The sequence below is a fragment of the Enterococcus sp. DIV0755f genome (assembly GCF_051713725.1).
Classification (GTDB): domain Bacteria; phylum Bacillota; class Bacilli; order Lactobacillales; family Enterococcaceae; genus Enterococcus_D; species Enterococcus_D casseliflavus.
Genome location: NZ_JBIOQL010000001.1, coordinates 2,467,364 through 2,484,453 on the forward strand (window position 1 = coordinate 2,467,364; position 17,090 = coordinate 2,484,453).

17 protein-coding genes are annotated in these 17,090 nt (G+C 41.9%); 3 read left to right on the forward strand and 14 right to left on the reverse strand.

Going from position 1 to position 17,090, the window contains the following annotated elements:
* Window positions 1-17 precede the first annotated feature (17 nt).
* The gene (locus tag IGI73_RS11325) at window positions 18-1,118 is read left to right on the forward strand and encodes a mandelate racemase/muconate lactonizing enzyme family protein (RefSeq protein ID WP_081116486.1); all 1,101 of its coding nucleotides are present in this window, start codon (window positions 18-20) and stop codon (window positions 1,116-1,118) included.
* A gap of 53 nt (window positions 1,119-1,171) precedes the next feature.
* On the opposite strand, the gene IGI73_RS11330 is transcribed toward IGI73_RS11325, so the two are convergent.
* Entirely contained in the window at window positions 1,172-2,587 is a 1,416-nt protein-coding gene (locus tag IGI73_RS11330) for a glycoside hydrolase family 1 protein (protein ID WP_194193267.1), read from the reverse strand.
* 15 nt (window positions 2,588-2,602) lie between these two features.
* Window positions 2,603-3,907 (reverse strand): PTS sugar transporter subunit IIC, encoded by a 1,305-nt coding sequence (locus IGI73_RS11335; protein WP_015510115.1) that lies wholly within the window; start codon window positions 3,905-3,907, stop codon window positions 2,603-2,605.
* Window positions 3,908-4,078: 171 nt separating this feature from the next.
* Between IGI73_RS11335 and IGI73_RS11340 the strand changes: the two genes are divergently transcribed.
* Complete coding sequence (locus IGI73_RS11340; RefSeq protein WP_010749712.1) at window positions 4,079-4,780, forward strand: GntR family transcriptional regulator; 702 nt, start codon at window positions 4,079-4,081, stop codon at window positions 4,778-4,780.
* Window positions 4,781-4,829: 49 nt separating this feature from the next.
* On the opposite strand, the gene IGI73_RS11345 is transcribed toward IGI73_RS11340, so the two are convergent.
* The 4 genes from IGI73_RS11345 to IGI73_RS11360 all read right to left on the reverse strand — a co-directional run bounded on the left by IGI73_RS11345 (window position 4,830) and on the right by IGI73_RS11360 (window position 9,490).
* On the reverse strand, window positions 4,830-5,597 hold the full coding sequence (locus IGI73_RS11345) for a serine hydrolase (protein WP_428206554.1): 768 nt from the start codon (window positions 5,595-5,597) through the stop codon (window positions 4,830-4,832).
* A gap of 36 nt (window positions 5,598-5,633) precedes the next feature.
* The gene (locus IGI73_RS11350) at window positions 5,634-6,545 is read right to left on the reverse strand and encodes an NlpC/P60 family protein (protein ID WP_428206555.1); all 912 of its coding nucleotides are present in this window, start codon (window positions 6,543-6,545) and stop codon (window positions 5,634-5,636) included.
* A 21-nt stretch (window positions 6,546-6,566) separates the two neighbouring features.
* Window positions 6,567-7,640, reverse strand: coding sequence for a dipeptide epimerase (locus IGI73_RS11355; protein ID WP_284591042.1), 1,074 nt, complete (start codon window positions 7,638-7,640; stop codon window positions 6,567-6,569).
* A 188-nt stretch (window positions 7,641-7,828) separates the two neighbouring features.
* Complete coding sequence (locus IGI73_RS11360) at window positions 7,829-9,490, reverse strand: peptide ABC transporter substrate-binding protein (RefSeq protein ID WP_428206556.1); 1,662 nt, start codon at window positions 9,488-9,490, stop codon at window positions 7,829-7,831.
* Window positions 9,491-10,199: 709 nt separating this feature from the next.
* Between IGI73_RS11360 and IGI73_RS11365 the strand changes: the two genes are divergently transcribed.
* Entirely contained in the window at window positions 10,200-10,535 is a 336-nt protein-coding gene (locus IGI73_RS11365; RefSeq protein WP_005229087.1) for an antibiotic biosynthesis monooxygenase family protein, read from the forward strand.
* A 74-nt stretch (window positions 10,536-10,609) separates the two neighbouring features.
* On the opposite strand, the gene IGI73_RS11370 is transcribed toward IGI73_RS11365, so the two are convergent.
* The 8 genes from IGI73_RS11370 to adhP form a co-directional block, all read right to left on the reverse strand.
* Window positions 10,610-11,383, reverse strand: a complete 774-nt coding sequence (locus IGI73_RS11370; protein WP_428206557.1) for a hypothetical protein — start codon at window positions 11,381-11,383, stop codon at window positions 10,610-10,612.
* A gap of 158 nt (window positions 11,384-11,541) precedes the next feature.
* Entirely contained in the window at window positions 11,542-11,769 is a 228-nt protein-coding gene (locus IGI73_RS11375; RefSeq protein WP_005229082.1) for a hypothetical protein, read from the reverse strand.
* Window positions 11,770-11,947: 178 nt separating this feature from the next.
* Window positions 11,948-12,409 carry a GAF domain-containing protein gene (locus IGI73_RS11380; RefSeq protein WP_015510123.1) on the reverse strand — a complete coding sequence of 154 codons (462 nt, stop codon included), beginning with the start codon at window positions 12,407-12,409 and terminating at the stop codon, window positions 11,948-11,950.
* 179 nt (window positions 12,410-12,588) lie between these two features.
* Window positions 12,589-13,236 (reverse strand): NAD(P)H-binding protein, encoded by a 648-nt coding sequence (locus tag IGI73_RS11385; protein WP_016608699.1) that lies wholly within the window; start codon window positions 13,234-13,236, stop codon window positions 12,589-12,591.
* 137 nt (window positions 13,237-13,373) lie between these two features.
* A complete protein-coding gene (locus tag IGI73_RS11390; RefSeq protein ID WP_010749722.1) occupies window positions 13,374-13,799 on the reverse strand; it encodes an Rrf2 family transcriptional regulator in 426 nt (141 codons plus the stop codon).
* 191 nt (window positions 13,800-13,990) lie between these two features.
* Window positions 13,991-14,395 carry a VOC family protein gene (locus IGI73_RS11395; protein ID WP_375817924.1) on the reverse strand — a complete coding sequence of 135 codons (405 nt, stop codon included), beginning with the start codon at window positions 14,393-14,395 and terminating at the stop codon, window positions 13,991-13,993.
* 261 nt (window positions 14,396-14,656) lie between these two features.
* Window positions 14,657-15,376, reverse strand: coding sequence for a response regulator transcription factor (locus tag IGI73_RS11400; protein ID WP_171805173.1), 720 nt, complete (start codon window positions 15,374-15,376; stop codon window positions 14,657-14,659).
* Window positions 15,377-15,476: 100 nt separating this feature from the next.
* The gene (adhP, locus tag IGI73_RS11405) at window positions 15,477-16,490 is read right to left on the reverse strand and encodes an alcohol dehydrogenase AdhP (RefSeq protein WP_005229064.1); all 1,014 of its coding nucleotides are present in this window, start codon (window positions 16,488-16,490) and stop codon (window positions 15,477-15,479) included.
* Window positions 16,491-17,090: the final 600 nt, after the last annotated feature.

Genomic DNA, 17,090 nt, shown 5'->3' on the forward strand with positions numbered 1-17,090 from the left:
TTTGAGGAGGATTTTTAATGGCAAAAATTACAGATGTACAAACAGCGTATTATCGGATACCTCTTCCAGAAATCATGGAAGATGCGAAGCATGGCTTACACACCCACTTTGAAGTGCCTATCGTCAAGATCGTTACTGATGATGGACGTGAAGGGGTCGGCTATACGTATACTGGTGGCTTCGGTGGCGAATCGATCGCCAAACTGATCGATAAAGAACTAAAAGCGATCCTTTTAGGGAAAGATCCAGCATGTGTGGAAGCCTTGTGGGATCAGATGAACTGGGGAATCCACTATGTTGCCAGAGGCGGTTTAGCAAGTTTCGCCATTGCGGCTTGTGATATCGCCTTGTGGGACTTACGTGCGAAAAAAGCACAAGAACCCCTCTACAAACTTTTAGGCGGCGCAAGCAACAAAGTAAAATGCTATGGTGGTGCGATTGATCTAAACTTTCCTCTTGAAAAACTCTTAGCCAATAATCAAAAATATTTAGACATGGGATTAAAAGCGGTCAAAATCAAATTGGGACAAAAAACACTTGCCGAAGATATTGCTCGAATAAAAGCGGTCAGAGAATTGATTGGTCCCGATGTTGTCTTTATGGTGGATGCCAACATGAGCTGGTCTGTTGAAAAAGCGATCAAAGCCGCCAAACTGATGGCGCCTTATGACATTTTGTTCCTTGAAGAACCAACGATCCCCGAAGATTACGAAGGCTACGCTCGTATCGCTAAAGAAGGGCAAATTGCGGTGGCAGGCGGAGAAAACTTGCGCACCCCTATCGAATTTGCTCATATGATCAAATATGGCAATGTCGATTTTCCGCAACCCGACGCTTCCAATTGCGGTGGGATCACCGGCTGGTTGAAAATTGCTGCCTTAACACAAACAAGTAACTTATCTGTTTCTACACATGGCATGCAAGAATTGCACGTTAGTCTACTAGCAGCGATGCCAAATGCTGGGTATCTCGAAATGCACAGTTTCCCAATCGATCAATACACCACGAGACCGTTAGTGATCGATCCATCCGATGGCTGTGCGATTGCCCCAGAAGAACCAGGGATTGGCGTCACCTTTGACTGGGAGAAACTTGCTCCTCATAAACAACCCTTTTAACTGAAAACCCACGCTGATTTCCTTTAGGATGAGGAAATCAACGTGGGTTTTTATTACAGAATCAATGGTTTTTCTTCAAATGGAAGCCACCGTTCATCAATCAGGGAACGATACCAAGCGGCTGATTTTTTTAATGACCGAGTCCGTTCTTCATTTAGCTCGATTCGTACGAGACCATAGCGATTTTTGAACGCATTCATAGGTGAAACACAATCGGTAAATGCCCAAAGCATATAGCCTTCGCAGTTGGCGCCTTCCTCGACGGCTTTTAGCAGCCAGTAAAGATGTTCGGTAATAAACTGAATCCGATAATCATCTTGGACTTGACCTGTGGCATCCATATACTGTTCTTCATTTTCCCGCCCCATACCATTTTCAGTGATCAGCCATGGAATATTGCCATAATTTTCTTTAAGATAATTAGCCATATCGTACATGACCTTTGGATAGATTTCCCAGCCACGGGAGTTATTCATTTGTTTTCCTGGCAAATCAAAGGTCTCATAAAACATTTCTGGATGAAATGGTGTATCCGAATGCCATTGATATCGTGGTGCCCGCACGCGTTTCGGGTAGTACTGATTGACACCTAAGAAATCCACCGTATGGGTGCGGATCGTTTCCAAATCTTCTTCTGTCGGATCAAAGTAGATGTCATAGGTTTGGCAAAGTGTGATAAGTTCATCTGGATAATGCCCCTTAACCATTGGATCAAAAAAGATTCGGTTGAAAAAAAGATCGTACATTTTTTGCGCGTTTTGATCCTCTGGTGAGGAAGAGCGTGCGTAAACCATTTCTGGATTTAGCACACAACCGATGCGCCCCTCGTAGCCCTTTTCATGATAGACAGCCACCGCTTGGGCGGACGCCAATACTTTGTGATAGTTCCAAAGCATCCATTTTTTTGTGTTTTGCTCATGGGGCCAGCGGATCGCATCGAGATAGCAACGAGTCTGAATAACGATCGGCTCATTGAAGGTAAACCACTGTTTGACTCGATCACCGTAACGCTCGAAGGCGATTTCGGCATAACGAGTATATAGATCGACCACTTTCCGCGAGCTCCAGCCATCATAGGCATCCATCAAACTAGCTGGCAGTTCATAATGTTCCAAACAAAGCATCGGTTCGACCCCAGCCGCAAGCAATTGGTCGATAAGCTGATCGATATGAGCAGCATAATCCTCATCAACGATCAGCTGTTCATGGTCGGTAAAGAAGCGCGCCCAGTTGATTGATGTTCGGTAATGGGTCAAATGAACCTCCTGCATCAGTTGAACATCCTCTGAAAACTTTTCCATAAAATTCGTCGCAACAGCCGGCCCGTAGCCATTATGCCAGACAAAGCGTTCTTCTTTGTACCAGCGGTCGAGATACGAATCTTGCCCTTCTTTCTTTCCTTGCCAGCCTTCTGTCTGCCAAGCAGACGAAGCAGCCCCTAAAATAAATGTTTCAGGTATTTTTACCATTTTTTTAAAACTCCTTTATGCAACTTCATTGGTCGTACGATTCATTACCAAAACAAAAGGTAGATAGATCAAAATTGCCACGACAATACAGATAACTTGCGTGATCACAGCCCCGATATCCCCAGCAGTAGCTAGATAAGCATTGACGATCGGTGGCATCGGCCATGGGACCATTACCACCGCTTTAGCGGCAAAGCCTAGACTTGTCGCCACGTACCCAATCGTTCCTGTTACTAACGGTGTCAGGATAAAGGGAATCGCCAAAATGGGATTCAGCATAATTGGCATTCCGAAGATCACTGGCTCATTGATATTGAAAATCCCAGGTGCTAATGACAATTTAGTGATTTGGCGCATGTCCTCCCGCTTGCCGACGATCAAAATCGCAATCAGCAACCCAATCGTAACCCCAGAGCCGCCCATACTCATATACATATCCCAAAACGGCATCGTAATAATATTGGGTACTTCTTTTCCAGCTTCAAAAGCTTCCGTATTGACAGCGATCGCTGCCAGCAACAATGGTTCGCGAATGGGTTTGACCATCTGGTTCCCATGAATCCCGATGACCCAAAAAACTTGTGCGATAAACATCAACAACAAGATACCTGGTAATCCTTGGACGATCCCTTCCAGTGGTCGTTGGACGACATTGTAGATGATATCGTAAGCATACATCCCTGTGAGTGCTTTGATAGCAAAACCAGCGGTGGCGATGATGGTCACGGTGAAAATCGTTGGAAACAATGCCGAAAAACTTGCCGAAACATTCCCTGGAACACTATCAGGCATCGTGATCTGCAGCCGTTTTTGTCTTCCTAACCACGCATAAAGCTCGATGGAAACGATCGCAACGAACATGCCTAAAAATAGGCCTTTCGTGTCAGTATATTGCTTAGCCAGCACGTTTTCGGCAACCACCGTCGCATCTTCGTGCAAAAATTCAAAGATCATTGGATTAACAGAAAGATAAGACATCACTGCGATGATTCCTGGAAAGACCCCAGAAATCTTATTTAATTTTGCTAGCTCAATCCCAATCAGAAACACTGCATAGATCGTTAAGAAACTCAACGTCACATAACTGACCGCAGATGAGATCGGTTTTAAACTTTCTAAAAAGCGCAGTGCCTCGATTTGTGCCAATCCATTTTCAGCATCAAAAACCATTGCTGAAAACAATGTACCAAATGCCCCTGTAATGATTACTGGAATCAAAGCAGCAAAGGCATTTTTAATGACCATGATGTAGCGTAAATTGTTGATCCTATTGGCAAACTTTCCTAAAACGTCAGCGAGTCGATCCATAAATCCTTGCATAAAACTCCCTCCTATACCCCTATTCTTCAATTTTTAGAAAACGATTACATTACAAATGTAATTCATTTTCTGAAGAATGTAAACGCAGGAAAAGCCTTCAAAACAGGGTATGTAAAGCTCCAAGTTTACATACTTCGTTTTATCACTTATTATTATTTTGAGGTGAAGCAAATGGCGAACTACCATGACATCGCTGCCGATTTACGGAGCAAAATCAATCACGGGTTTTACGAAGAAGAGAAAAAATTGCCGAAGCAATCCGAACTGGCTGCGGATTATCAAACGAGCCGCGTGACGATTCAAAAAGCATTGAATATTTTACAAATGGAAGGCATTATTTACGGTAAAAAAGGCACGGGTACGTTTATCAGTGATTCCTATTCAACCTTCGATTACAACGCCAAGATCAATCGCGGGCTGACGAAGCGCCTTGGAGAGACAGGAAAAATCACCAGCAAGATCATTTCTTTTGCCATTCTTTTTCCCGATGAGAAAGAACAAGAAAAACTAAAAATTCGCAGTGACCAGCAAATTTATGATATCGTTCGTCTGCGTCTATTTGACGATGTACCCGTTGTTTTAGAGTATACCATCATGCCGCTTCATGTCATTCCTGGCATTACCGAAGAAGTCTTATCCTCTTCAGTCTATAGCTACATCACGAACCAACTCCACTCTTCGATTGGAACATCTGTCCGTCGTATCAAAGCGGATCGTGCAGACACCTATGACCAGCAATACTTAGCTTGTGCTGCCACCGATCCCATTTTAGAAGTTGAGCAAACGGTTTACCTCGGCGATGGGACGCCTTTTGAATTTTCCCAATCACGGCACCGCTATGATATGGGGGATTTTATTGTTGTAAATAATTAATACGCTGCGGATCAAGTGCCTCTAAGTGAGGAGCGATACGCAGCGCATTTTACTTAAAAAATTTCTGATAGACTGTTTGACCAATTTCTCTTAGCCAACTGATCCCTTGACCACTACCGGTTTTATCATAGGAAAATGCCGCAATGATGATCGTCGTTTCATTGGCTTGTAAATACGCTACATCGTGTTCGATGCGGTCAAGACGGCCTGTCTTATTAAAAATGCGGCAAGCGGGCTGCGCAGTTTCCGCAAAATTTCCCGCTAATCCTTCTTGAAATTGCTGCTGATTTAAGGGTGAAAACCCTAGTGCAGCTTCTTCTCGTTTAACACACCTTAGTAGTAGTTTAGCAGCCGCCGAGGGGGTCAAGCGGTTCTCTTTGTCTTTGATCGGTCGCATCATATACCGTTCAAATTGAATCTCTGGCTCCTGAATCCAGGCCTGAAGCGTGGGCAACCCTACTAAGTCCAATAGTACATTGGTCGCAGTATTATCAGATACGGCGATCATCGCCGTGAGAAGCTCACTGATGGTCCAACCTTTCTTCTGAGGAAAAAGACGGATCACCCCAGCACCCTCTGTCAGATCAACGGCGTTCACACCGATCAGCTGTTGCGGATCGATTTTTTCTTCGATAATCTGTTCAAGATAATAGGCATACAAAACAAGCTTACTGATACTCGCTGCCGAAAACGACTTTTGACTCTGATAGTCAATGAGACATTCCGTTGGCGTACCGATCCATAAACCCATTTCCAAGGTTGTCTGATAGTTTTCTAGAATAGGCTTAATTGCTACACGCAAGTCATCTTTTCCCATCAAATGCCCCTTTCCTTACGATCATGAAAAGAATGTTCATGAGCATTCCTGTGATGTATTCGGCTGGTTTTGCCAATAACGCGCCACAACTGCGAGTTCTGGTTCATAATTAGAGCCAGTGATTTTGGTTTTCATGACCCGTGACCCAGGTGTTCTTGAATGAATCATTTCGTCATCCCCCAAATATAGACCGACATGATGGACTTCGCCTTTTCCTTCTTCATAAGCAAACAACAGCAGATCCCCTGGTTGTGCCTGACTGTAAGGTACGATGTTTGCTTGTTGTGCTTGCTCGATCGTATCTCGGGGGATTAAAATACCATGAAGTCGATGCAGCGAATACATGAATCCAGAACAATCAAAGCCACTGCCGCTAATGCCTGCCCAGACATAGGGCTGGTTTATAAATTGTTCTGCCAAGGCTATTATTTTTTCTGAAAGCTTTGCCCATGTGTCCGATAGGACGTGAGCAAAAGCTTTAGCGATCGTTGCTGGTCCATTAGGCGTAGCCACTTGATAGGAATCTGCGGTTTCCCCAACAAGTGGTAAAACTGTTCCAAAAGAAACAAGTCGTGTGGTCGAGTCAAAAACAAGCACGGCTTCTTTTGCAATCACCCCAATCCTTCTTTTAGCTGGTGCATAATCTGGTGGCAATGGCTTCAATACCTCGTTCGGCAGATAACCAGGATACCCGAGTGGGTGTTTATTGCTTTTTTGATCCAAGACGATCACATGGGACCAACCATCCGTTTGGGTGATGACTTCTACTATCGTCCCATATAATACTTCGGAGTCCACTAAGCTTTCCTGATAAAGCCGCATCGTATCTTCATCAGTCAAAAAAGTGTGCAGCGCTTCTAAAGGAAATGCTTTGATTTTTGCTAGTACTTTGTTTTCTTTGGGTTCCTTCCATAAGAAGGAAGAGCCAGCCTGAACAATTTGTTTCATCTTTGCTCCTCTCATAACTATTTATTCGTTGATCCCTAGACCGATGCGTTCGGTGACACTCAAGCTTCCTGGACGCTGAAGAATCCCTTGCATTTCAGGGGAAGTCGTTTGGGTCTCCCACATAAAAGGAACGTCCAGATCATAAAATTGGACGTCGGCCATCCCCAAGGCAAAATGGGCGGCTGCCGCCATTCCCCCATACCCTTCAATCATCGAACCGACCATCACTGGCATTTGATGCTCTTTTGCCAAGTGATAAATTTTTTGTCCCTCTTTGATCCCGCCGCTTTTCATCAATTTAATGTTCAAATAATTGCAGCAGTTTTCAGTAATCAAACGCTTGGCATCCTCATAGGAAAAAAGACTTTCATCGGCCATGATTGGAATCGTCGTACGAGCAGTCACATAGCTGAGTCCAGCAAAATCATGGGCTTTTACTGGCTGTTCAACAAACTCGATCGGAATGTCTTGCCATTGGTCTAAAATCTGCACCGCTTCTTCTTTGGTCCAGCCTTGATTCGCATCAATTCGAAAGGGAATCTTTCCTGCCAAGCGTTCATTGATGCGGCGAATTTTCGCAACTTCCTCTTCGATCGTTCCTGCCCCTAGTTTGATTTTCAAGGAGCGAAATCCCGCCTGGACTTTCGCTTGGGCATCATGCACCATCTGCTCCTGTGAGCCAACACTGATCGTATAATCGGTTGTCAGTGTATTGGCAGAACCACCTAAATAGCGGTAAAGAGGCAAGTTGGCCGCTTTTGCCAGTGCATCATGCAACGCGATATCAATCGCCGCTTTAGGGCTCGTATGATGCTGGATCAGCGCATGAAGCTCATCCATTACTAGCAATTGGGCATCTACCTTTCTGCCTAACAGGAACGGAGCAAAGACCGTTTCGATATCTTTTAAAATACTTTCTTTTGTATCACCGGTGATCACTTCGGTAGGTGCTGCTTCTCCGATGCCAACGATCCCATTATCAAAAAAAAGCAGCACTCGAATCACTTCGACGGCGTGCACTTCTCTGAGCGCCGTTTTAAAGGGTGCATTCAGCTGGATCGGAATTCGTTTGGTTTCAACTGCTGTGATTTTCATTGGTGTTCCTCCCAAAAAGAAAAGCAGTTCTTATCTAGCTAAAATGAATACGTCATTGTTCGCTGCTAGAAAAAGAACTGCTTTATTCCTTGTTATCAAGTTGCTAAACATTCTAGTAACGTTTTTCTCGTCTGCTGCCCTCTTTGGCGAAGTCAGACAATGAATAGACAAAAGGAGCTTTTTTCTCCTTATTCTTCGACAAAGACATTTTTATAATCATAGGCCGCGCCAACACTATGAACGATGAGGCCTTTGATTTTTGGCGACCGTAGATGTGCTTCAGCACTTTGGAAGAGTGGAATAACGCCTAAGTCGTCGGTTAAGATTTTTTCTGCTGCTACCATATTTTCCCAACGGGCTTCTGGATCGTTAGCATTTTCATTGGAGGCTTGTTCGATCAATTGATTGTAGTCATCATTTAGCCATTTTCCACGATTATAGGAACTGTCTTTTTTGAACAATTCCAAAAAGTTGATTGGATCTGCATAATCCCCGATCCAGTTGTTCATGACCATCTCAAAATCGCCGCTATTTGAACGATCCAAGCGCACAGAAAATGGAACGTTTGTGACTTCGACAGTCAGCCCATCCAGTGTTTGCTGCAAGGTGCCTTGAATGTATTCTGCCATTTTTTTCGATTGATCGGTATCTGATGTCAACAGTTCAAAAGACAATGTATCGATACCCAGTTCAGCTTTTGCCTTTTCCCAATATTCTTGGGCTTTTTCTTCGTCAAAGGCTAACGTGGTTGCCGCATCCTCGACAAAATCAGCCTTTGTCTCTGGATTAAACGCTAGGTCAGAAGGAACAAAACCGACCGCCGGTAAGGAGCCGTTGCCTAAAATATTGTCAACGATTTGTTGTCGATTCATACTATACGAAATGGCTTGGCGCAGATTTGCATTTCGAAAAGGCGAATCTTCTGGTGCTTGATTCATTTCTAAATACTGAGTGGTTGCACTAGGCTGAACAATGTAATCAGGATGATTCACATTCTGCATCGCCAATTCACCGCTTAAAATAATGTCATCGGCTTGTCCGCTTTCGTACAAGTTATAAGCGGTCGATGAGTCTTTCACGACATCAAAGTTAATTGTTTCAAGTTTGACCGAATCGGCATCCCAATAATCGGGATTTTTCGCCAATGTCCATTGGATGTCGGTGCCTGGTCCAGCATAATTGGTCAATAGGAATGGTCCATTGTACGCCGCGTTTTCACTGGTTAAGGCATATTGGTCACCGAACTCTTCCACGACACGCTCGTTTTGCGGGAAGAAAGTTGGAAAAGCCAGTAAAGATAAAAAGTAAGGCGTCGGTTTTTCTAACGTGATTTTCAATTCATGATCATTGACTGCTTCGATCCCTAACTCGCTTTTATCTAGCGTACCATCTGAAATAGCGGCAGCGTTTTTAACTGGTGCCAGCATATAAGCATAATTGGAAGCAGTGGCTGGATCAACGGTGCGCTGCCAGCTAAAAACATAATCAGCTGCAGTAACTGGATCGCCATTGGACCATTTTGCCTCTTCCCGCAGTGAAATGGTGTAAGAAAGCCCATCTTCACTAACTTCAGCGTCTTCGCTTGCACCAGCGATCACAGGAACATTGTTTTCATCTAAGCGATAAAGACCTTCATAGGCGTTGTTTAACGTGATAAAGCTGTAAGAGTCGGTTGCTAAAGAAATATCTGCACTGCCCATCTCTGCCGAAAATTGCACATTGATCACTTGCTCTGCAGAAGAAGCGGCTGATGAATCCGTCTCGTTATCTTCATTGCCATTTTGACAAGCTGCTAAAAATAAGCTGCCTAGTAACACAAGCGATACTGCATATTTGCTACGTTTCCCCATTTTTACTCATCCCCTTCTAACATTCAGATAATTCAAAAAATTCTGTTTGTTGTACCGAGTTTACCGCATGTTTATGCAGCCTGTCAATTTAACACGACCAAAAAATGTAAGAGGTTACATGGTTGTGTCAGAAGCGCTCTTCTGAATGTAAAAAGTAGAAAAGAGCGACTTTATACTGAATATCGTTGAAAGGAGTCGTGCCAAGAAAGCATACAAAAAAGTCCTGATCTTCTAGTAATCAGAACTTTTGATACTTTCTTATACATCATTTCGCAGGTAAAATGGATAAGAAAACTTTCTTAATTTTCCTTCCCTTTCACACAAAAAAAGAAGACATAAATTTCGTCTTCATAGCGCTTTCTCAGAGCCTTCCCACTTTTTTGCCTTTCAACTCAAGGAATAAAAGAAATCTCCTCAGAAAGTAAAAAAAACGTATCTATTTTAAAATGGGAGTGGTACACTAAACAAACGAAGAGTACTGCACGTGAGAAAAGAAAGACTTCCCCAAGTATCCATTTTCTCCAATACTCTTCGGACTCTTCAGTACGTATATTAATTATACGTACTTTTTTCATTTGTTCAAGGCTTTTGAATGATTTAATCAAAAAGTGAAAATCGATAAAAAAGTAAAAATCCCCATGCTAATTGACAATGATTCTCAATTAGCGCTATACTAAATGAAATCACTCACAGTCAAAGGAGGAATTTCATGTATATCCGTACCGTCGCATTTGAAGTCATTCCAGAAGGCAAAGACATCTTTCTTGCTAAAATGAAAAAAGATACCGCCTCAATGAAAACATTTGCTGGCTGTCACTCTGCTGAAGCTTGGTTTTCAGAATCAAAAGACCGCCTAGTTTTCCAGCTGGTGTCAAAATGGACTGAGAAAAAAGCATTTCAAGCTTGGTTAAAACGCCCCGAACATCTGCAAAAGCACCGAGAGGCGTATCGAGCAGAAAAGGAAGGAACTGCAAAACCGAGCCTTGTTTTGTCCAAAACAGGTCAAGAATTTGTCTTGATCGATGAAGAGCCTACTCCTAGTTAAACGATACGAGCGATCCACCAAAGCTGATTCCGTTCGCTTTGGTGGATCGCTTTCTTGTTCAGTATCTCTCTTTTCTATTCCACCGTTCGCTCGTTCAGGGTTCTTCCTTGCTGATCTTTTAATTGAAGCCAGCCATTGGTCCCCCCATAGTAAAGAAACATGCCGACCTCATTGACACTTTTTAATACGACGTCTGCAATCGTTCGTCCCTCTTTGATCGCTGATTGATTCTCTTGCCGTATCTTTTCTGCTAATCGAGCTGAAAAGCCCACCGAGCCGTCTTTGTTCAAAGGAACCTCTTGACGCAAGGTAGCGCCTTTTTCAATTCGAACCTCGTTGCGTTTCTGCCAATAAACCGTTGCTGTACTTCCTTGATAGTCCACCATAAAGGGTTCATCTTGTAATTCTTTTGACCATTTATGACGAGGTTTGCCCCCTTTTTTCACCGCTTTCGTTTCCTTTTTACTGGTGGATACATACCCCAGAAAATCGATCAAGCAATCAAATGGTTCCGCACAAACAGCGACCCCTTGTTGCAGTTCCTGTGGAATCACGATAGGTGCGTTGGAAGCATTGGACAAATGATATTTCTCTTGATAATAGGCTGCTAAGTATGGCGCCATGATCTCCCAAGGTGGTGTAAGGATCATTAAGCGATCATATTCTTGCTTGTCATCAAATGTTTTCTCATCTGCTACTGATAGTAATTGGCCTTCTTTTATGGCTAAGAGGACGGTATTGTCTTTTGTTTCAATAAGTTTTCCTTTAACAATTTGCAGTTGCCCTGCTTCCTTCGGCAATTCAAAAAGCATCTGTTTGTCATCAATGACCGTTTTTTCTAATTCCATTTTGCTCCCTGCTTTCTGCTAGTTTCTCGTCCATTATAGCATGTATTTTTCTACGCAGCGGTGTCCAAGAATCAAAAAAAGAGGCTGCTTCCAAGAAACAGCCCCTTTGTTAAGGGAATTGGTTTACGTGCATGGCTTCGTTTGATTGGGATTAACCCTTAGCTAGAAAAGCATTCAACCAATGCTGGTTGATAGATCTCGTTGTATTTTGCCACAACTCGTCCACAACGTTCTTCAAGCTCGTCATGATCAGTCTCTTCATAACGGATCACATGCAAAACGGCACAACGTTCCATTTTTCTGACCACTTCTCCGATAACGCGGCTTTCTAAGCCAACTGGTTTACATTCATATGCTTTACCTAATACAATTGTTTCTGCTTCCATAATGCGCTCCTTACTACTCGTTTCTCTAATTGTATTATCATTTTATCATCTAATTCTAATAAAATAAAGCGATATGCATGTCTATTTAAAACAAAAATGAAAAAAGTGCCCATTATTCAATGAACACTTGCTTTGTAAACGTTATATTGTTTTTTGCTAATTATTAAGAAATGACGATTTATTTACGACTCGCTACTAGGATCGCCGCAAATTCTTCAAGATATTTCTGATCGATCTCATCATAGCTGTTCGTTTTGCCACTATCGATATCCAACACACCAATCAATTGATCATCAGCTATCATAGGAACAACGATTTCAGACATAGCTGCCGAGTCACAAGAGATATAGTTCTCATGTTCTTTGACATTCGGGACAATCAATGTCGTTTGTTTTGCCGCTGACTCTCCACAAACCCCTTTGCCCATAGTGATTCTGGTGCAAGATACTCTTCCTTGGAACGGGCCTAAGATCAGTTCGCCTTCTTCAAACAAATAGTAGCCGGCAAACACCGTATCTTCCAATGTTTCATTTAATAAAGCAGAAGAGTTTGCTAGATTAGCGATCCAATTACTCTCTGCTTCTAGTAATCCTTTTAATTGCAGAAGCATCAATTCATACGCTTCGATTTTTTTATTCATTTTCTCACCTCTGTCCTTGATTATAAGCAAAGACAGAGGATTTGTCTTGTCTAAATTACTGAGTATGGGAAACAATAATGTGAAAAAAGAACTGTTGCCTAAAATAGCCTATCCATCCACTCGTACCAATAGTCAACGCTACTCATAGCATTTCCTTCTCAGTCGTCTTTGAAAACTTACTAGGCATCAATCACAGTAAAGCGAGTGTTTTCATGTTGTACTGTTTCGATCTCATCGATAATTGCCTTAGCTAACGTACCGCTAGATGTCACCGATTCCTTTTGTTCGTTGAATAGTAAGTGATCTTTCCCTAAAATCGCTGGTTTAGCTGGTCCTTCTTGAAAGACATTCCCAGGAGAAATCCCCACCCAAGGGACATTTTTGACTGTTTCTAAAAAGAGATATTCGTCTAGCTGATTTTCTGGAATCGCAATCCAACTTTCGCTTCCTGGTGCTTTTTTCAACTCAGAGAGATTACGTTCCCCCGCTTCATTGAATAAACTGCCGGCTCCTAAGATGAAGAACAAACGAGTGTTTTTTTCTCGAAACAGGTGCACTAATTTTGCTGCCAGATCCACATGCAAGTAAGCTTTGTCAGGACTTGTCGCAAACGCGTCAACAAGCACATCAAAGTCACTGAGCTCTTCTTCTGTGAGAGAAAAAGCATCCTTTGTAAGTGTTTTGACCGTCTCACCAAGTTGTTCTTTGGCCTTCGCTTCATTTCTCACGATAGCAGTCACTTCGTGTCCTCTCTGTACTGCTTCTTGATAAATTGCTGAACCTGCATTCCCTGTTGCGCCAATAATACCGATTTTCATAATGATCATCCTTCCTACTTTTGTTTTTTTCAAAATCAGTTGTTACTAATTAAGTTACAACTAGAGTATAAAAGAAACTTTCTTCCCTGTCAAGAATTTGCCTAGCAGGTGAAAGTTCTTTTTTTACAGCCTTTTATGTGACACTTTTAATGATTGGCTTCTACTTGAATGCCGTCAATGATGGATTGTAGCGAGATAGCGCTCATTTCCTGCTCAATTTTCTTTTGCAGCACATCGTAAGTTTCCTCTAATACCGTTTGGATATTCCCCCCAATCAAGCAATTGGGATTGGTCTTTTTGTCCGCATGTAAAAGATGCTGATCTTTTTCAACACTCGCATAGATGTCCAACAAAGAAATCTCATTTGGTTCCTTCGTTAGTTTAGGGTTTGGTTTTCCTCTTTGGCTTTCGATCAATCCGGCAATACGCAGATCACTCATAATCCGGCGAACATAAGCAGGATTCGTTTCAACACTCTGGGCGATCCGATCACTTGATAGATCAGTTCCTTTAAAGAGGTGGATGTAAGCGAGGATGTGAATGGCGTCGCTGTATTTCGTTGAATATTTCACTTCGTCTCCACTCCTTTTTCTTGTATCATACCTCTTTTTTCAGATTTAGACAAAGGGTACTGACCAATCTTACAAAACTCGAGAATCCCGTCAAGAAAAAGCAGCCCTCAAAAAGTTAGCACAAAAGCCTAACTTCTTGAGGAAACTGCATACTGAACCATTTTTTCCTTTTTATTTAAAAGAGCACTTTGCTAATAGCCCTTCATCCAAGCAGACTCAATCTGATTGCCGTCAGGATCAACGATTTCATAGCCGACCATTATGTCCTCTGGAATCCCCATGTCAACTTGGAACGACTGTCCACCATTTTCTTCAGCAATTTTCGCAAAATTCTTTGCTTCTTCTGGTGTGTCAAAACTAAACGCGATCAATGCGCCACTCGTCTTCTTTGTATCTGCAATACTTCTACCATTTAGAAATTGTTGGTAAAACGCATGTTCTAACAGCATTAACCAAATCGATTCACTCCAAACCATTCCACTGCTGGTCTCGTTTGAGAACTCTTCATTTTTTACAAACCCCAGCGCTTCATAAAAGGATGTTGCACGTTTGATATCAGTGACAGGCAAGTTAATAAACACCATTTTGTTCGCCATTTTCTTGCTTCCTTTCTTTGGTAAGCTGCACTGCTGAATCCGTTCTCATTATAGCACCTATCGGTTCATTCACAAAAACATCAGTCTTTGTCCTCTGCTGCTAGTCTGAATAACTTGATCCAAAATTTTTTTCAAGTAAAAAAAGGCCTTGCACACATAGGCCTTTTAGCTTTTCTCATCTATGAAAAAGTAACTTGATAAGCATTAGCAAAGAATCATGTTTTCGCTAATACAATCAGCCCAAACTACTTTATTTAATACTCAAAGCTCAAGTCTTGAGTCGATCACGGTTACTTTCCCACGATAAATTTTTCGATACTCTTTGGGCGTATAAGAAGTTGCTTTTTTAAATTTCTTACTAAAATAATTTGGATCATTGAATCCTACTCTAACAGAAATTTCACTGATTGATCGATCACTTGTTGAGAGTTCTTTTTTGGCAACTTCAATACGATAAATCATCAAGTACAATGAAAAGGTCATTCCTAATGTATTCTTGATCAAACGGCTGGTGTGATACCGACTTAAATGCAGGTGATCTGCTAAAGTGTCTAACGTAATATGTTCTCTATAATTTTCATGAATATAGCGCAATATCTTATGTCTTAAAGAAAGCGAAGGAGAAGCTTCATTGTTTTTCTCGACGTGCAGCAAGGAAATCTGATTGATGGATTGAATCCCTCGGTCCAATGCATAAACAAAATCATTGGTGATCGGTTCGACCAAATAATCGATCAAGTCGTAACGCAACGCTTTTTGAGCGATAGCAAAACTTTCTACTGCAGAATACAAAATTGCTTTTGCATTCGGATAAAAAGAAAGCAACTCTTTGTATAATTCAAAACAGTCCTCTTCGCCATCCGCATTGATCACTGCAATCTCAACCATCTGCTCAAGACAGGTACGCTGAAGTGCTTTTTTCGAATCAACCATTGGAAGCAAGATGACATTTGGGAAATGACGATCAATCAAACGAACCATCTCGCTAACTGCTCTTCGCTCTTCGCTGTCAATGATCAATAAATTACACACGAAATTTTCTCCTTCGCTAAAAATTCATAGTCGGTTTCTCTATTTTCGTTTATTTTTCTTGAAAATCAATGACCATCCGTCCTTTGATTTTTCCTGAAAGCATTTCATCAAAAATATCGTTGATCTCTTCTAACTGACGCATGACTACTTTAGGAACGACTTTCCCTTCCGCTGCAAATTGGAAAGCTTCTGCTAAATCAGTTCGTGTTCCAACAAGGGAACCGACAATCTTAATCCCATCCAATACAAGTCGAGGAATGTTCAAGTCCATGCTTTCTGGTGGGAGACCGACCGCTACAATCGTACCGCCCGCACGAACAGCATCAACAGCAGAATTGAAGGCTGCTTTTGAAACAGCTGTTACTACGGCTGCATGTGCGCCGCCGGTTGCTTCTTGAATGATTTTTGCCGCATCTTCTTTCGCAGGATTGATTACAAGATCAGCGCCGTGATCTTTTGCGAAGTCCAACTGTTTGTCGTTGATATCGATTCCAATCACTTTTGCATTAAAGACATTTTTAGCATATTGTAAGGCTAGGTTTCCTAGTCCCCCTAAACCATAGATGGCGATCCATTGACCTGGTTTAATGTCAGAAACTTTTACCGCTTTATATGTGGTTACACCTGCACAAGTAATGCTGCTGGCTTCAGCAGAACCTAAGTCCTCTGGAACTTTCACTGCATAGTCAGCTACAACGATACATTCTTCAGCCATACCACCATCTACAGAATAGCCGGCATTTCTAACCGAACGGCATAATGATTCATTCCCGTTCACACAGTATTCGCATGATCCACAGCTTTCATACAACCAAGCGACACTTGCACGGTCACCGATTGCTAGAGAAGTAACATCATCACCGATTGCAACCACTTTACCGATTCCCTCGTGTCCGAGTACGATCCCAGATGCATCTCCAAAGTCGCCATCTTTTACATGCAAGTCAGTATGGCAGACACCGCAACACTCCATTTTCAATAATGCTTCATTCGGACGAAGCGCTCTTAATTCTTTTTCCTCGATTTTTACAACCTTATCTTTTGATACTACAGCTGCTTTCACAAAGACACCTCTTTCAATTCGATTAAATAAAGAACTTCCTTTTATTTGTGAAGTAGTTAACTAACGCATAGAGGTCAGTAATAGCTAGATAAAAGAAAGTTCTCTATCGAGAAGATTACCATAGAAATCATCAAAAAAAGGGGAATTTATTGCTTTTTTTCTGTAATCATTTATTAGAAAACAATAATGAAATCATTCAAAATTTTTTCTTTATTTCCAGATTACATAAAATTAAAAATTAAAAAGATAGAGATAATTCATCTTTATAAATAACAATCGTTTCAATAAAAAACATCAAGACGATCTGATAGAAGACTGTTGGATGATTTGTACTCACTGTTCTTCTATCCTTCTATTTTTATCCCTTCGATGACTTGCGATTTATTTTCTTTCAGGCGCTGAATGTCCTATTGGTATTTAGCAAGATGTCCCTCGTCAATGTTTTTCTGAAAATTTCCATTCCCTTCTTCTCCTTTTCTACTCATAAAAGCAACTAGTGCACAAAGGCGGTCGATCAAACAATCGACAATCTGTACTCTGTCATTATTGGACAGCCGATAAGTATCCACAAAAAGTTTCAATCGATGGCATTGCGTTTCA

Excerpts from the sequence above, each read along its gene's own strand:
- IGI73_RS11325 (WP_081116486.1), top strand. The coding sequence starts at position 18 with ATGGCAAAAATTACAGATGTACAAACAGCGTATTATCGGATACCTCTT.
- IGI73_RS11330 (WP_194193267.1), bottom strand. The coding sequence starts at position 2,587 with ATGGTAAAAATACCTGAAACATTTATTTTAGGGGCTGCTTCGTCTGCT.
- IGI73_RS11335 (WP_015510115.1), bottom strand. The coding sequence starts at position 3,907 with ATGCAAGGATTTATGGATCGACTCGCTGACGTTTTAGGAAAGTTTGCC.
- IGI73_RS11340 (WP_010749712.1), top strand. The coding sequence starts at position 4,079 with ATGGCGAACTACCATGACATCGCTGCCGATTTACGGAGCAAAATCAAT.
- IGI73_RS11345 (WP_428206554.1), bottom strand. The coding sequence starts at position 5,597 with ATGGGAAAAGATGACTTGCGTGTAGCAATTAAGCCTATTCTAGAAAAC.
- IGI73_RS11350 (WP_428206555.1), bottom strand. The coding sequence starts at position 6,545 with ATGAAACAAATTGTTCAGGCTGGCTCTTCCTTCTTATGGAAGGAACCC.
- IGI73_RS11355 (WP_284591042.1), bottom strand. The coding sequence starts at position 7,640 with ATGAAAATCACAGCAGTTGAAACCAAACGAATTCCGATCCAGCTGAAT.
- IGI73_RS11360 (WP_428206556.1), bottom strand. The coding sequence starts at position 9,490 with ATGGGGAAACGTAGCAAATATGCAGTATCGCTTGTGTTACTAGGCAGC.
- IGI73_RS11365 (WP_005229087.1), top strand. The coding sequence starts at position 10,200 with ATGTATATCCGTACCGTCGCATTTGAAGTCATTCCAGAAGGCAAAGAC.
- IGI73_RS11370 (WP_428206557.1), bottom strand. The coding sequence starts at position 11,383 with ATGGAATTAGAAAAAACGGTCATTGATGACAAACAGATGCTTTTTGAA.
- IGI73_RS11375 (WP_005229082.1), bottom strand. The coding sequence starts at position 11,769 with ATGGAAGCAGAAACAATTGTATTAGGTAAAGCATATGAATGTAAACCA.
- IGI73_RS11380 (WP_015510123.1), bottom strand. The coding sequence starts at position 12,409 with ATGAATAAAAAAATCGAAGCGTATGAATTGATGCTTCTGCAATTAAAA.
- IGI73_RS11385 (WP_016608699.1), bottom strand. The coding sequence starts at position 13,236 with ATGATCATTATGAAAATCGGTATTATTGGCGCAACAGGGAATGCAGGT.
- IGI73_RS11395 (WP_375817924.1), bottom strand. The coding sequence starts at position 14,395 with ATGGCGAACAAAATGGTGTTTATTAACTTGCCTGTCACTGATATCAAA.
- IGI73_RS11400 (WP_171805173.1), bottom strand. The coding sequence starts at position 15,376 with ATGGTTCGTTTGATTGATCGTCATTTCCCAAATGTCATCTTGCTTCCA.